This is a genomic window from Brevibacillus sp. AG, assembly GCF_028369215.1.
GTDB classification, from domain to species: Bacteria; Bacillota; Bacilli; order Brevibacillales; family Brevibacillaceae; genus Brevibacillus; species Brevibacillus porteri.
This window is the reverse complement of the sequence record NZ_JAQMYO010000008.1, coordinates 293014-307656: the sequence shown is the minus strand read 5'-3', so window position 1 is coordinate 307656 and position 14643 is coordinate 293014. Positions and strand designations below refer to the sequence as shown.

The window sequence follows — 14643 nt, the reverse complement described above, 5'->3', positions numbered from 1 at the left end:
CCCTCTCCCTTTGTTATAGGTAGAGGGGGCATTTTCTTCATGACGCCACTTGTACAGATATACGTATGTCAGAGGAGCTTTCCATTTCGATTTTGCTGAACGCTTCTCTTTCTTTCCATTGCTCAATCATACCAGCAATGATCCCAGCCTCAAAAGAAAGACTGCATCCTAGTCTTTCGATAGACTGGTAGCTAAAAATGGAATGAGTAAGCGAATAGACGATAGTTTGCCCAGACTCCTCCACGACGTCGAGCTGGCCTAATCCGAGTCGAATAAAAGGCATAATCGGGCCTGTTGCAGATTGAATGGGGATTTGGCGGCCCATGTTTTTTCCAATCCAATAGAGAATATGGTTTTCACTATCGCCTAGCAGGGTGCTAGTCAGCGTTTCGCGTAGAAGATGATAGCCAAGATAGGGCATATTCATTCTTTCCGCATAGGGAATGGTCTCTGGCGGCAACAGTGCTGCAAGCTGATCCTTCTCTTTCATATGTGCTTCCCTCCTGTCTGTACTAGATTATGAGGAGGGACTCGCATTCATGACATCTTAATAGAAAAAATAGCTGGACTAAACAAAGTTATTCTATCAATGTATTTAGTACATTGATTGTCTTGACGCTATGTGTCGACAAGAGTACAATTGGATTTGGTCAAAGTTTTGCCCAACTTTTTCTCGAATTTTGACACATTCCGACAAATTCATGTGATCTAGCGAACGCAGTCTTTTTATGAACAGCGTCAAGACGCTCTTCATAAAATGATCGTGGCGGTTTTGCTATGTCTAATGGGTGAGGCAATGGGTTAGGATATTGGGGAAAGGTCTATCAAAACGGCCGAAAACCGTTTTGGACTGCTTGCGGTGACGCTTGACGTTTTTCACAGAATTGAGAGTTACATACATTGAAAGGGGGACCATTGTATGGCGAAAGGCCATAGCTTTCTCAGTCACAAGCTACACTCACTTCTTGGTTTGTTTCCGATCGGGCTCTTCCTCGTGTTCCACTTGACAGCCAACTATCAAGCGACTCGTGGGCCTGAAGCTTTCAACCAGGCCGTAGGCTTCATTGAAAGCCTTCCATTTCTGTTAGTACTTGAATTTGCCTTGATCTACCTCCCGATCCTGTTTCACGCTGTTTACGGTCTCTACATCGCGTTCCAAGCGAAGCATAACGTAGGGAACTTCGGTTACTTCCGAAACCAAATGTTCTTGTGGCAACGCGTTACAGGAGTCATTACCCTCATTTTTATTGTTTGGCACGTTTGGGAAACTCGTATCCAAAAAGCACTGGGTGCACACGTGGATTATGACATGATGGCAAACATTTTGAGCAGTCCTGCAATGATCGTATTCTACACAATCGGGATTATTAGCACGACTTTCCACTTCTCCAACGGACTGTGGTCGTTCCTGGTTCACTGGGGAATTACAGTTGGGCCGCGTTCCCAACGCATTGCAACATTCCTGACTTTGGGCGTATTCGTAATTGTAACCTTCATCGGCTTGCGTGCGATGTCGGCTTTCATTTTGTAGGGATAGGGGGACTAAACTCATGGCAAAAGGTAAACTGATCATTGTCGGTGGAGGTTTGGCCGGCTTGATGGCTACCATCAAAGCAGCAGAAAAAGGCGTTCCTGTTCAGCTGTTCTCCCTGGTTCCGGTAAAACGTTCCCACTCTGTCTGTGCGCAGGGCGGTATTAACGGTGCGGTAAATACCAAAGGGGAAGGCGACTCCACATGGGAGCACTTCGACGATACAGTATATGGCGGAGACTTCTTGGCAAACCAACCGCCAGTTAAAGCAATGTGCGATGCAGCACCTGGCATTATCTATATGTTGGACCGTATGGGCGTTATGTTTAACCGTACGCCAGAAGGTTTGTTGGACTTCCGTCGTTTCGGGGGAACCAAACATCACCGTACCGCTTTTGCGGGTGCGACAACTGGACAACAGCTCTTGTACGCATTGGACGAACAAGTACGCCGTTATGAAGCTGAAGGTCTGGTAACCAAGTACGAATATTGGGATTTCCTCGGAGCCGTTTTGGACGATACAGGAACCTGTCGCGGGATTACTGCGCAAAACATGCGTTCCGGTGAAATTCAATCCTTCCGTGCGGATGCCGTTATTTTGGCAACAGGCGGACCTGGTATCATCTTCGGTAAATCGACGAACTCGATTATCAATACAGGTACAGCAGCTTCTGCGGCGTATCAACAAGGGGTTATCTACTCCAATGGTGAGATGATCCAAATTCACCCAACTGCAATCCCTGGCGACGACAAGCTGCGTCTGATGTCCGAGTCTGCTCGTGGTGAGGGTGGCCGTGTATGGACGTACAGAGACGGTAAGCCTTGGTACTTCCTGGAAGATAAATACCCTGCATACGGAAACCTGGTTCCGCGTGACATCGCGACTCGCGAAATCTTCTCCGTTTGCGTAGATATGAAGCTGGGTATCAACGGCGAAAACATGGTATACCTCGACCTGTCCCACAAAGATCCAAAAGAACTGGATGTAAAATTGGGCGGTATTATCGAGATTTACGAAAAATTCGTTGGGGATGACCCACGTAAAGTTCCAATGAAGATTTTCCCTGCGGTTCACTACTCCATGGGCGGTATGTGGGTAGACTACAATCAAATGACCAATATCCCTGGTCTGTTTGCAGCAGGTGAGTGCGATTACTCTCAGCACGGTGCAAACCGTTTGGGTGCGAACTCCCTCCTGTCCGCTATCTATGGCGGTATGGTAGCAGGTCCAAAAGCAATCGAGTACATCAAAGGCTTGAACAAATCCTCTGATGATCTGTCTTCCACGCTCTTCGACGGTTTTGCTAGCCAAGAGCAAGCGAAATACGACAGCATCCTGAAAATGGACGGAACAGAAAATGCTTACCTAATCCACAAGGAACTGGGTGAGTGGATGACTGACAACGTAACGGTAGTACGTTACAACGACCGTCTGCAAAAAACGGATGATAAGATCGTTGAACTGATGGAACGCTACAAGAAAATCAACATCAACGATACGAATAAATGGAGCAACTCCGGTGCGGCGTTTACCCGTCATCTGTGGAACATGCTCGCACTGTCCCGTGCGATCACGATCGGTGCGCTCAAGCGCGACGAGAGCCGTGGTGCTCACTACAAGCCTGATTTCCCAGAGCGTGATGACGAGAACTTCATGAAGACGACAATGGCGAAGTACAATGCTGAAACGACTGCGCCTGAAATCTACTATGAAGACATCGACGTATCCCTGATCGCACCACGTAAGCGTGACTATACGTCTGACAAGAAATAAGAGAGGAGGAAACTGATCATGGCAGAAAAATTGATTCATTTGATTATCACTCGTCAAGATAGCCCTGACAGCACTCCGTACAAGGAAGAGTTCAAGATTCCTTACCGTCCTGGTATGAACGTGATCAGTGCTTTGATGGAGATTCAACGTAATCCACTCAACGCACAAGGTCAAAAAACGTCTCCAGTAAACTGGGAATCGAACTGCTTGGAAGAAGTATGCGGTGCGTGCTCGATGGTTATTAACGGAAGACCGCGCCAAGCTTGCTCGGCACTGGTAGATAAGCTGGAACAGCCGATTCGTCTTGAGCCAATGAGCACCTTCCCTGTACAACGTGACTTGTCGATTGACCGCAGCCGCATGTTCGATGCGCTGAAACGCGTAAAAGCGTGGGTTCCAATCGATGGTACGCATGATCTGGGACCAGGTCCTCGCATGCCAGAAGTTGAGCGTCAATGGGCGTACGAGCTTTCGAAGTGCATGACGTGCGGTGTTTGCTTGGAAGCTTGCCCGAACGTGAATGCGAAGGCTGAGTTCATCGGTCCGTTCGCGATTTCGCAGGTTCGTCTGTTCAACCAGCATCCAACGGGTATGATGAACAAGCATGAGCGTCTGGAAGCCCTGATGGAAGATGGCGGTATCGGTGATTGCGGTAACTCGCAAAACTGCGTACAAGCATGTCCAAAAGGTATTCCGCTCACAACTTCGATCGCTCACATGAACAAAGAAACAACCAAACATGCAGTGAAGAAGTTCTTCTTCTCCTAATTGTTTGCAATAAAAAAGGCGTGCACCGGTGATCCGGAATGCACGCCTTTTTTCAGTTTAGGAAAGTTTGTTTAAGTGCTTACTTTATATGTGGCTGTAGTGGAGAGAAGAATATTTCCAGGCTAGGCTCCAGGCTCCGTCCTGCTGGGGGGTGAGACTGTCCGCTCCGAAGGGATTCGCGGGGAAACGCAAAAGTGCTAGCCGCTTCGCAGAACGGGCACGTTGCGTTTCTTTTGCCCGCAAATCCCTTCTCCGCTCGGTAGGTCTCCACAAGTCGCTACGTCTGGAAATATTCTTCTCTGGCGTAACCGGTGACATTATTCATTCTTTTAAAGCTTTAAAAATTTGGGTAACACTGACAGTTCGTAGAGGAAACAGGAGAAAAAAGCGAAGATCTTTGGTACACCGACCGAGACTCCATACAAAAAGCGAAACACGTTCTTAAGCGTCCACCTCTGAGAAGCATCCTGAAAGGACTACTTTGGACGCGGTTTCGCTTTTTGCATGGAGTCGGGCAGTGAATCCCCCAGCGGGTGGGACAAGAAGCTGAGCGTTTTCTCCTGTTTTCTCCCCACCACAATAGCAACGTACAATGAGTTTATTCAATCCGTCTCGATAACCGCTGCCATCGCCAGCTTTTCAAAGATGCTGACGAACTGCTGGAGTTCATCTTCGCTGAGGTGAGAGAACATTTTATTTAGTTTTTCTCTTCGATTCTGCTTGGCTACTTGCAGAATTTTTTTGCCAGAGTCGCGCAAGCTGATGTAAACCACTCGGCGATCTTCCTCATCACGATCACGGGCGACGAAACCGTGTTTATCCAAACGGTCGACCATTGCTGTGATGGCGCTTGGTTTGACCCCCATTGATTCAGCCAATTCTCCAACGGTGCATTTTTCCTTCTGTTCCAACTGATGAAGAATGTAGAATTGCGGGCCAGTTAAACCAGAGACAGGTTCGGCTAATTGCGTTCCCATCGTGCGCATAATGGTACGAAACGCCTCCTGCAGGCGCTCAAGCGTATCTGTTAAGGGGGAGGGCATGCTCGTATCGTCTCCTTATTTGATCTATTTCTTCGTTATCGGGAATATTTGATATGTAATATTTAACGCACTTAAATATAGGCTGAAAATACTTCGTTTGTCAACCTTCGCGAAAAGAAGGGAATACCCAAGCGATTCCTAGTGAAAACTGAAAACATAATGGAATGACTTCCAGCAAGGGGGCAAACGATGAAGAAAAAGGTATGCAGCATTGGATTGATATTGGCTTTGCTTCCCGCAACGACTGTCAGCACAACAGCGTTTGAAGGAACAGCGACCATTCGTACGCAGATTTTGCAGGATCTCGCGGAAATGCACAAGCCATTACATACAGGCAACGAGGACAAGGAATATAAAACGAAGGCAGATGAATGGCAACGACAAGAACTGCTACTGCGAGGTGAGCAATTAAAATCTGCGCCTGTCGATTCGCTGGAAATGATTGAGGCAACGAAGGCTTGGGAGGAAGCGGGGGTAAAAGGGGAAGGGATGCTCGTTTCCGTGATCGATACGGGAGTCAATCCGCGCCATCCCGATTTCCCTGTCCCACATGATAAGCGTTCAGCCATGCAAAAGTCAGGCTCTTCCCAGAAGGTGATCCCTGGCTTTAACTGGGCTGACCGTACGCAAACAACGGAAGACGTATCGGAATCTCAGCATGGTATCCATGTCGCGGGAATTATTGGGGCGAACGGAAAAGTAAAAGGAGTTGCTCCTGAAGCCCAGCTCATTAGCCAAAAAGTATTTTCCAATTATCAAAGCGAGGTTCCCGGGCTAGGTGAATCGATTTTATTTGCGATTAATGATTCCATTACGAAAAAAGCAGATGTCATCAACCTGAGTCTCGGTTCCTCAGCGGGCTATGTGGATGAAACAAATGTGGAGCAAATGGCTGTGAAGCGAGCAGTCGATAATGGGATCGTAGTTGTGGCAGCCGCCGGCAATGATGCGTATTTCGGCAGTGATAAGGTACGAGCACAGAATCCAGATATCGCCATGATCGGTTCTCCAGGCTTGAGTCCTGATGCGTTTTCGGTTGCTTCTGTTAACGCTACAGCACTGGCTGGCTATAGCTTTACGGTGCAAGGGGTACCCGGTATGGAGAAAGTCGTGTATTTATCGGGCTATGTGGAAGGCGGGGGTGCGATAAACCCGGTCATGACACTGATGAAGCCGTATCCGCTTGTCTATATGGGGAAAGGGAAGAAGGAAGACTACAATGTTTCCGTAAAAGATAAGGTGGTATTGCTCGAGCGAGGCGACATTTCATTCGACGATAAGCTACGCCTCGCCAAAGAAGCAGGAGCAGTTGGTGCTGTTATCTACAACAATGAAATGGGACCACTCATTATCAGTGCGGAGCATGCCAAGCAAATCCCGGCTGTTTCTGTCTTGAAGCACATGGGCGAGCAAATGGCGCAAGCGATTAAAAAAGGCAAGAAAGTGACGATCTCATTTAACGGTGAATATGGCCAAAATCCAATGCCTTATCCAGATGGAGGAACGATCTCGGCTTTTTCATCATGGGGACCAACACCCGATTTGCAGTTCAAACCGGAGATTGCTGCTCCAGGTGGAGGCATCTTGTCACTCACGCGAGAGTCAGAATATGCCGTGAAAAGTGGTACGTCAATGGCAACGCCCCATGTGGCGGGCGGGATGGCTTTGCTGAAACAAGGTTATCTCAAGCAAGGGCGGAACCTGCAAGGCAAATCGCTTGTCGATACGTTGAAGGCCGCGGCGATGAATACAGCAGAACCGATTATCGATCCGCAAATCAGCATACCCGCAGCGGATAAAGAGAAAGCAAAAAAAGTTCCTTACAGCCCACGGGTTCAAGGGGCAGGCCTGATGCAAATCGCAAAAGCGATCAAGACGCCAGCCATTGTTGTGAATGCAAAAGGAAAAGCAGGTGTCTCGTTAGGAGAGATTGGGAACTCAACGACCTTTTCTCTATTTATTAATAACAAGTTTGGCAAAAAGCCAATTACGTATCAGCTACAAAATGAGTTTGGTGTCATGACTGACTTACGCAAAAACGGGATCAACATGCTGACAGATACCCTTTTGGAGGGGGCAGACCTGCAATTTTCCGCTCCTAAGATTACCGTTGCGCCGGGGAAGTTAGAGGAAGTGAAGGTAACGCTCACGATTCCGACAGGCTCCGCACGCAATCAATTTGCAGAAGGATTTATTTCCTTTCAACCAGATGATAAAGAGCTGCCTACTTTGCGCACACCGTTTTATGGCTTCTACGGGGACTGGGATGAACCAAAGATAATGGATCAGCCCGTATGGGAGGCAGAAAGTCAGGAAAAACGAACAGGTGTCAAGACGAGCTGGTATCACGATAAACGCAATGACAAATGGCGCTATCGGGATTATCTAGGTGTTACAGGTGTCAAAGCCGATGGCGGTGCGAAAATCGATCCCAATCATATTGCCTTTTCGCCAAACGGGGATGGGCATTACGATGTCGCTGCTCCTTCGATTACTTTTTTGCGCAATGCCCGTCATATTATCGTCGAAGTAACAGATCAGTCAGGCAAGCCGATTCGCACTCTTGTGCGTGATGAAAAGGTGAGCAAGTACGACCAATCCAAGCTGGGGACGCCATACTATTATACAGAAAAGGAAGCGTGGAGCTGGGACGGAAAGATCTTTTCACCACAAAAAGGCGCCTATATACAGGCACCTGATGGACAGTACCAATTCTCCATTAAGGCCAAAATAGACGACCGCAATGCCAATTGGCAAACGATGACACTCCCCATCCGCGTGGATACAAAAGCTCCTGTGATTACAGCTTCTGTGTCAGGAAACCGAGTTCAGTGGAGCAGCCGCGATAAAGATATCCAAGCCTATTTCCTTTATGTAAACGGTAAGAGGGTAGGAGGCCCCTATTCTCCAAAAGTGTCCAGCACGCTCATTAATCAGCCAGATAAAAAAATGAGTGTAGTCGCGTATGATTATGCAGGGAATATCAGCGTGGCGCATATTAACGGGAAAAGTGACAGTACTCCGCCATTTGTGGAGTTTCCGGATGATTTGTTTCCTTATCTGAAAATATCCAAGCAGCCGGATGTAGCCTTCAGGGGCAAAGTAACAGGCGAGGATATGATGGACAGAGTCCGCTTGTCGATTAACAAAACGCCTGTAAAGCTGGCGACGGATGGATCATTTGAAACCATCCTGCGATTAACGGAAGGTCTCAATTATGTGATGTACAGTGCAATGGATATGTATGGAAACAAGCGCCAATTCACGCAACGGGTCATCGTCGATACGAGTCCTCCGACACTGCAATTGATCAACGATGGCAGTGAAGACGTACAATTCGATGCAGCAACCAAGAACATGCTGGTTCCAGTCCGCTTCATGTACAGAGATCAAACCTATAAAGGTCAGGTAAGCATCAATGGGCAAATCGTGTCCTACTTTGAAGAAGAGCAATTGGAAATCCCTGCGCAAAAATACGTGACGCAAATTTTGAGTATGAAGCAGGGAGAGAATCGCATTTTGCTTGAAGGCAAAGACGGTGCAGGCAATCAAAGCATGTTGCTGGTGTATGCGTATGTCGATGCCAATGCAGGGTCGGTCGTCATAAGTAATGGGGAGCAGCGTATATCCTACAAGGCGCGAACAGTGCCAGCTCCGACGATCCAGCTGCCGAACAAACAGCTAGAAGGGCAGGAAGGTGAAGCGCTGCCCATCGAAGGGAAGGTGACAGGTGCTGGTGCTGTTAACCTCCAAATCAACTATGGATCAAAAAGCTTTCAGACCAACGCGAATGATCGTGGGCTATTTCGCCTGGTGCTTCATGAGGTAGAGGAAGGCAAGCAAAAACTGACGGTTGTTGCGACTGATGCACTGGGTAGGGAAGCCCGAGCGGAGATGAACGTCGTCGGAAAGAAAAAATAGGATAGCGGGCCCGTCAGTAGCAGATAGAAGGCTATTGCCGGGCCAAATTTTTGTGGGAGGATTCTATTCGATGTTTTACCACGGGATCATGTGGGAATATGTTACGAGAGAGTACCCTGTGCTATCACCGAGAAGGACCGCCAGAAGGAAGCGTGTGGCAGAGCAATTGTGGGATCGCATTCATCTGATCGAACAATTCGGTTTGGAGCCCGTTCATTTGCTTGAGGCCGACGAACATTACGATGCTGTCCGCTGTATACAAGAGTGCTTGGCATTTGGAGATACTGTTTTTGCCTTTGATCGCGTCCAGCTTCCGATGTGGCAATTGAGTAAGCATGAGATCGGTGTAGAAATATTAGACTTGCGAACGTGCACGGCCATCTATACCATTCGTCATGAGACAAAAGTAGAGGATTATTTTCCCAGCACACCCTGTTTTCGTGACCTTATGCCTATGAAGTTTTCGTAATCCTATTGCATCTGCCAAAAGTCGACATTATGATAGTCCTATACGAGTACGTCAAAAAGTCGTCTTTTCAGCACCTCTTTCGATGTCGAATAGGCTTCCAGTACTACTACGTGATCAAAAGACGACTTTTTGAACAACCTCTAAGAGTGAATTGCCCGGGAAAGGAAGAGAATGCAGATGATAGTCCAGTACCTTGATCCATTTCTTGAATCAGCTTCGTCCGTGATTCAACAAGTATGCAATGTCGACATTTCGCGTGGAGAGTTAGCTGAAAGAGAATGGAGCCATGTAGAAGGCCATACATGGATTCGAATCGGAATGACAGGTCAATTACAAGGTGAGGTCTTTTTCGGTCTGCAAGAGGAATTGGCTTTGCGCATTGTCTCGGCCATGATGGGCGGCTATCCCGTGCAAGAGATGGATGAGCTCGGAAAAAGCGCCATTTCCGAGTTGGGGAACATGATTTCCGGGAATGCGAGTACGCTTTTGTCCAATCGAGGTGTTCTTGTAGACATTACCCCGCCCTTATTTTTACACCAGCATGACTTGAAAGGCATGGCAGGGACAGCATTGACTGCACCGCTCGATCTCCATGACATGGGCAGACTGGATATTCAAATTATTGTGATAAGATAGAGGCGGCTAATGGTCGTCTTTTTTGTGAAGGATACGTAGCTACACATCATCATTCAAAGGAGGAATGGAAAGAGATGGATCATTACTTCTCGATTTGTTCAGCTGAGATGTATTATGAGAAATACATGGCCTTTTTATTGGAAAACTACGACCAGCTCCGCATGCCATATTCCTTTCCTGTGGCGCTCAGTTTTCTGGCGAGTCCCGTTTTAATGGAGGGGAAAGCATTTCTTTGCTTCAACGATGACGATGAAGTGATCGGTGCTTTTTCGTACATTTACGGGACAGGTGAAAATCAGTACGAAGACAAGCATATCGTTCAAATTCAAGTGGTCTATTTTTTAGAACAGTATCGCAGCAGTCGCCTTTTTTTGCACGCTCTTCAGTATGTAACCGAATATATCGCCTATATGGAGGAGGACGTGAAGGAGTTTCGATTCTGGACTTCCTCGGAAGACTCTTTACGCAAATTGTTTACCAAGATTGCAGAACGAGTAGCTTCTGTGGAAACGGCAAACGGTCCATTGGATGAATATCGCGCATCGTTTTTGGCTTGGCAATCCTATGCAGCCAGGTTTCAACATGAACCATTTTTCTAATCCAAGAAGGAGACGTTACGATGCTGTTCGTCATCAAAAAACTGTTTGGCTACATACGCCCCTATAAGCTCCTGAGTTTCCTATTTTTCCTCACGCTTGCACTTGATCTGCTTTTTTTATCCTTGGCACCTCTTAGTTTCCAGATGATCATTGACAAAGCGATTGTTCCCAAAAATATGCACATTTTCACAGTCATCATGATCGTATTGGCGATTAGCGGGTTTATCTGTGTCAGTGCTGGAATGATCAGTGATTATGTGCTGGCAAAGCTAAATGCACGTGTTCAAAATGATTTGCGGCAAAAACTGTTTGCGCATATGCAGCATTTGCCGGTCAGCTATTTCCACAAAACGCGTTCGGGTGAACTGGTCTCTTACTTTTCAGTGGATTTGCCTGTCATTGACAGATCATTGGCCATTCTCTTCACGACGGGTATTCAGTCATTGGTGGTCGTGACGATTAGTACGATGGTTTTGTTTTACTTAGAATGGGTGATGGCGCTGTGTATTTTGGTGGGAGCAATCTTGATCTTTACAGGTCCTTATTTGCTTGGCCGACGTGCCCATGCCGTCAATGGCGCATACAAAGAACGGCTCGCAGCTATGACGAATGATGTTCAGGAAAATACGAAAGCGCAAATGGTCATCAAGGGATTCAACCTGCAAGATGTCATGATCGATAAATTTAATGGAAGAATCAAATTGCTGTTGATCAGCAACTATCGCAAAAATCTGATGGCAGCGAAGCTGGAGCGAATTCCTGCGCTATGCTTACTACTCATCAACTTTACGATCATTGGCTTTGGTTCCTATCTGGCACTCACCGGGCGAATCTCTGTCGGTTCGCTTGTCGCCTTTTTCACCATGTATACGTCGATGGGGAATGCAGTGTTTAATCTGACCTTTATGCTCCCTCTGATTACAGATGCACAAGTCAGTATGGAACGAATCCACAAGGTACTGGATGAACCTAGTGAAAAAGTCGACCATTCTACAGCGGATCCGCTCGATTTGCGTATGACTGAAGTGTCCGTAAAAAATGTTACGTTTGGCTATCAGGAAAATCAGTTGTCTATCAATCAGGTCAGCATGCAGATTCCGGCTCGGACAAAAGTTGCCATTGTTGGCTCCAGCGGGTCTGGAAAAAGCACGATCGTTCAGCTGATAGTAGGCTTTTATGAACCTAGTTCTGGTCATATCGAGATAAACGGCACAAAACTCGATGAATATAATCGGGGAGCCTTCCGCAACCATGTAGGGGTCGTCTTTCAAGATAACTTTCTTTTTCACGGAACATTAGCCGAAAACATCCGGCTCGGCAAACTCGATGCGACCAACGATGAGCTGAGGATGGCTGCACAGCAAGCGGAGATCCATGACTATATCATGAGTCTACCAGACAAGTACGAAACACTTGTTTTGGATGGGGGAAGCAACCTGTCTGGGGGACAAAGGCAGCGACTTGCCATTGCTCGAGCGATTCTGCGTAATCCTTCTCTACTCATTCTAGATGAAGCAACTTCTGCTCTCGATCCCATTTCAGAGGCTTCTATTAACAAGACCTTTGCGAAGCTTTCCAGCGATCGGACTGTCATTACGGTGACACATCGTTTGTCAACGATAACGGACATGGATCAAATATTTGTGTTGGAGCACGGGGAACTAGTGGAGCAAGGGACACACTCTCAACTGTTGCAAAAGCGGGGTTATTACAAAAGGCTATGGGAGAAACAAAGTGTGGTGGCCAGCCCAGAAGGTGTTATGGATGTTCTAGGTGTCGACGTGTCTGATATTTTGCATCTTTTCCATACCGAGACGTTTACTGCTGGACAGACGATCATTCGGGAAGGAGAAGCAGCAGAAAAGTTTCATATCCTTGCACGCGGAAAGGTAGAAGTTTCCCAAACATCTGCTGAATTTGAGGAGCAGATTCGACTTGCGATTCTGGAGGACGGCGATCACTTTGGAGAAACAGACCTAGCGGGTGCTTTACAGACAACAACGGTGACGGCTCTCACTTCTTGTGTTGTTTTGACCTTACCTTTGAAGGTATACCAGTACATCACGTCCCAATACTCGACGATTGGCAAAAACGCCCAACAGCTAATACGCTAACGAACAGAAAAAGAAAGGCAGTGTGCAAAGGATGCATGTCCAATTTAGAAGTTGTACCAGTGACAATGATTTTGCCCAGTTCACACTATTCTTTATTCGCAATCGATTGGAATTTAGTCGTATGTTTTCCCTTAGTGACACGCTCATTCATATTTTGACGTTCCTCCCGGATTCTCATTTGATCCTGATAGAGGACGAGCGCGGTAAAGTGGTCGGATGGGGCCACTATCAATACATGACAGCAGAAAGGCAACCAGACCCAGAGGGCGAAATTTGCTATATCCATTCAGTCATCGTTGCAGAAAAATATCGAAGGAGCAGGGTATTTCTGAAAGGCTTTCGCCATCTGATCAGACAGGTCCAAGAAGAAAATGAACACGTGAAACAAGTGACCTTTCGTGCAGATGCTAGTCATGCCTATCTGAACCGGCTCTATTCGAAATTTGCACAGGTTGCAGGGGAGCAGGAGGGCTATTACGGACAAGAAAACATCTACATGGCCGAAATCAATCAACTCGCTTCCTATCTGGGAGCAGTAATTGACGCTAAATAAGGAAAAATGCTATTCTTAAGAAGATATTGTCAGAAAGGAGGTGTATCAGATGATTCCAATGGTGCCACGGTTGAAAGACGGAGTAAGAAAACCTTTCACTGCTTCGATTCAAAATCTTCTCACGAAAAATGAGCAGCTGCGTGTAGCTACTTCTTCTACGAAGTAGTCGATCAGCTATCATCTTTTTCGAATCAACTGTCCCAAGAATGGAGAAGTGGTTGACAGGCTATCCTGCTCAGCCACTTTTTTATTTCTTTTTGAATAGAATAAAAAAATAAAATATTTTCTATTGTCTGGATGATTTTTAATAGATAGTGTATTGTTGGAAATAGTAAGGGGGTATGAGAGCTTGACCTATGTAAAACAATTAATTGGGATGTTTTTCCTAGTTATCGTCGTTTGCGGTGGGCCGTTCATGCTATATACGCAAAAGGAAGAAATCGTGTTCGAACCGGGAAATATCGTAGTTCATACGGTATATCTGATTCAGCAGATTGCAGAGGGCTCCCTCGGAACCTATTATTCGGGGCAAACGGAAAGGAGCATCGCTGAGGATATCCTCCCATTTGCAATTAGCTCCTTTGAACTACTGTTCGCAAGTGTTGGTGTCGCAGTCCTTGCTAGTATTATTTTTGGATTGTTATTGCAGCGCTTTCGGATTGTACGTCAATTTCAAAAGGTTTTGAATCTGCTTGCCACGATTCCTGACTTTATCCTAATTGTTGTTTCGATTGTGGGTGCTGTCGGATTTTACAAGCTGACGAACATTCGAATTATCACCCTGTCACCTATAAGTGACTCTGAGAGTACATGGTTTCCGATCACGTTACTGTCAATTGGACCAACGATTTTCCTCATGAAGGTTGTCAGCCTGAAGTATGTACAAATCGGCGGCGAAGACTACATTAAAACAGCACTTGCCAAGGGGATGGGGATTTGGCATGTTCTCATTCACCACGTCTATAAAAATATCAAGCCGTTTCTCATTGCTGATTTAAAGAAGACGATTGCCATTACGGTAGCCAACTTGTTTATTGTCGAGTACTTATTAAACGTCGTAGGATTGACTCGCTTTATTTTTAGTAAAGATGGCGGTTACGAATTCAATGCTGCTGTCATGGGACTTTTAGGTATTATTTTGCTATCCATTTTGGTCTATGTATTGATTCGTCTCATTCTGTATGTGATTGAACGCGCGGTTGTGTATAAATAGCCCAGACTTCTTTTGGAATGAG

General features: G+C 46.5%; 12 protein-coding genes. 10 read left to right on the top strand and 2 right to left on the bottom strand.

Translation table 11 applies throughout. From position 1 onward, the window contains the following. Positions 1–37: 37 nt before the first annotated feature. Positions 38–490 carry a YslB family protein gene (locus POF51_RS22645; RefSeq protein WP_017251094.1) on the bottom strand — a complete coding sequence of 151 codons (453 nt, stop codon included), beginning with the start codon at positions 488–490 and terminating at the stop codon, positions 38–40. Positions 491–919: 429 nt separating this feature from the next. On the opposite strand from POF51_RS22645, the gene POF51_RS22640 reads away from it, so the two are divergent. Genes POF51_RS22640 through sdhB form a run of 3 tightly spaced genes read left to right on the top strand, consistent with a single transcriptional unit; the run spans position 920 to position 4073 of the window. Continuing rightward, complete coding sequence (locus POF51_RS22640; RefSeq protein ID WP_007722458.1) at positions 920–1531, top strand: succinate dehydrogenase cytochrome b558 subunit; 612 nt, start codon at positions 920–922, stop codon at positions 1529–1531. A gap of 19 nt (positions 1532–1550) precedes the next feature. Further along, on the top strand, positions 1551–3305 hold the full coding sequence (gene sdhA, locus POF51_RS22635) for a succinate dehydrogenase flavoprotein subunit (RefSeq protein ID WP_007722462.1): 1755 nt from the start codon (positions 1551–1553) through the stop codon (positions 3303–3305). Between the two features lie 18 nt (positions 3306–3323). Beyond that, positions 3324–4073 carry a succinate dehydrogenase iron-sulfur subunit gene (gene sdhB / locus POF51_RS22630; RefSeq protein ID WP_007722466.1) on the top strand — a complete coding sequence of 250 codons (750 nt, stop codon included), beginning with the start codon at positions 3324–3326 and terminating at the stop codon, positions 4071–4073. A 602-nt stretch (positions 4074–4675) separates the two neighbouring features. Here the strand turns inward: sdhB and POF51_RS22625 are convergent. Beyond that, the gene (locus tag POF51_RS22625; protein ID WP_069845534.1) at positions 4676–5116 is read right to left on the bottom strand and encodes a MarR family winged helix-turn-helix transcriptional regulator; all 441 of its coding nucleotides are present in this window, start codon (positions 5114–5116) and stop codon (positions 4676–4678) included. 189 nt (positions 5117–5305) lie between these two features. Between POF51_RS22625 and POF51_RS22620 the strand changes: the two genes are divergently transcribed. The 7 genes from POF51_RS22620 to POF51_RS22590 all read left to right on the top strand — a co-directional run bounded on the left by POF51_RS22620 (position 5306) and on the right by POF51_RS22590 (position 14621). Continuing rightward, on the top strand, positions 5306–9037 hold the full coding sequence (locus POF51_RS22620; protein ID WP_106833039.1) for a S8 family serine peptidase: 3732 nt from the start codon (positions 5306–5308) through the stop codon (positions 9035–9037). A 70-nt stretch (positions 9038–9107) separates the two neighbouring features. After that, positions 9108–9506 (top strand): hypothetical protein, encoded by a 399-nt coding sequence (locus tag POF51_RS22615; protein WP_069845532.1) that lies wholly within the window; start codon positions 9108–9110, stop codon positions 9504–9506. A gap of 177 nt (positions 9507–9683) precedes the next feature. Further along, the gene (locus POF51_RS22610) at positions 9684–10142 is read left to right on the top strand and encodes a chemotaxis protein CheX (RefSeq protein WP_017251098.1); all 459 of its coding nucleotides are present in this window, start codon (positions 9684–9686) and stop codon (positions 10140–10142) included. Between the two features lie 74 nt (positions 10143–10216). Then, positions 10217–10741 (top strand): hypothetical protein, encoded by a 525-nt coding sequence (locus tag POF51_RS22605; protein WP_174226539.1) that lies wholly within the window; start codon positions 10217–10219, stop codon positions 10739–10741. A gap of 20 nt (positions 10742–10761) precedes the next feature. Next, positions 10762–12855, top strand: coding sequence for an ABC transporter transmembrane domain-containing protein (locus tag POF51_RS22600; RefSeq protein WP_271756164.1), 2094 nt, complete (start codon positions 10762–10764; stop codon positions 12853–12855). A gap of 31 nt (positions 12856–12886) precedes the next feature. Next, a complete protein-coding gene (locus tag POF51_RS22595) occupies positions 12887–13408 on the top strand; it encodes a GNAT family N-acetyltransferase (RefSeq protein WP_069845529.1) in 522 nt (173 codons plus the stop codon). Between the two features lie 349 nt (positions 13409–13757). Further along, on the top strand, positions 13758–14621 hold the full coding sequence (locus tag POF51_RS22590) for an ABC transporter permease subunit (RefSeq protein WP_017251103.1): 864 nt from the start codon (positions 13758–13760) through the stop codon (positions 14619–14621). The last annotated feature ends 22 nt before the right edge of the window (positions 14622–14643 follow it).

Coding starts and splice junctions, on each gene's coding strand:
- POF51_RS22645 (WP_017251094.1), bottom strand. CDS start 490: ATGAAAGAGAAGGATCAGCTTGCAGCACTGTTGCCGCCAGAGACCATT.
- POF51_RS22640 (WP_007722458.1), top strand. CDS start 920: ATGGCGAAAGGCCATAGCTTTCTCAGTCACAAGCTACACTCACTTCTT.
- sdhA (WP_007722462.1), top strand. CDS start 1,551: ATGGCAAAAGGTAAACTGATCATTGTCGGTGGAGGTTTGGCCGGCTTG.
- sdhB (WP_007722466.1), top strand. CDS start 3,324: ATGGCAGAAAAATTGATTCATTTGATTATCACTCGTCAAGATAGCCCT.
- POF51_RS22625 (WP_069845534.1), bottom strand. CDS start 5,116: ATGCCCTCCCCCTTAACAGATACGCTTGAGCGCCTGCAGGAGGCGTTT.
- POF51_RS22620 (WP_106833039.1), top strand. CDS start 5,306: ATGAAGAAAAAGGTATGCAGCATTGGATTGATATTGGCTTTGCTTCCC.
- POF51_RS22615 (WP_069845532.1), top strand. CDS start 9,108: ATGTTTTACCACGGGATCATGTGGGAATATGTTACGAGAGAGTACCCT.
- POF51_RS22610 (WP_017251098.1), top strand. CDS start 9,684: ATGATAGTCCAGTACCTTGATCCATTTCTTGAATCAGCTTCGTCCGTG.
- POF51_RS22605 (WP_174226539.1), top strand. CDS start 10,217: ATGGATCATTACTTCTCGATTTGTTCAGCTGAGATGTATTATGAGAAA.
- POF51_RS22600 (WP_271756164.1), top strand. CDS start 10,762: ATGCTGTTCGTCATCAAAAAACTGTTTGGCTACATACGCCCCTATAAG.
- POF51_RS22595 (WP_069845529.1), top strand. CDS start 12,887: ATGCATGTCCAATTTAGAAGTTGTACCAGTGACAATGATTTTGCCCAG.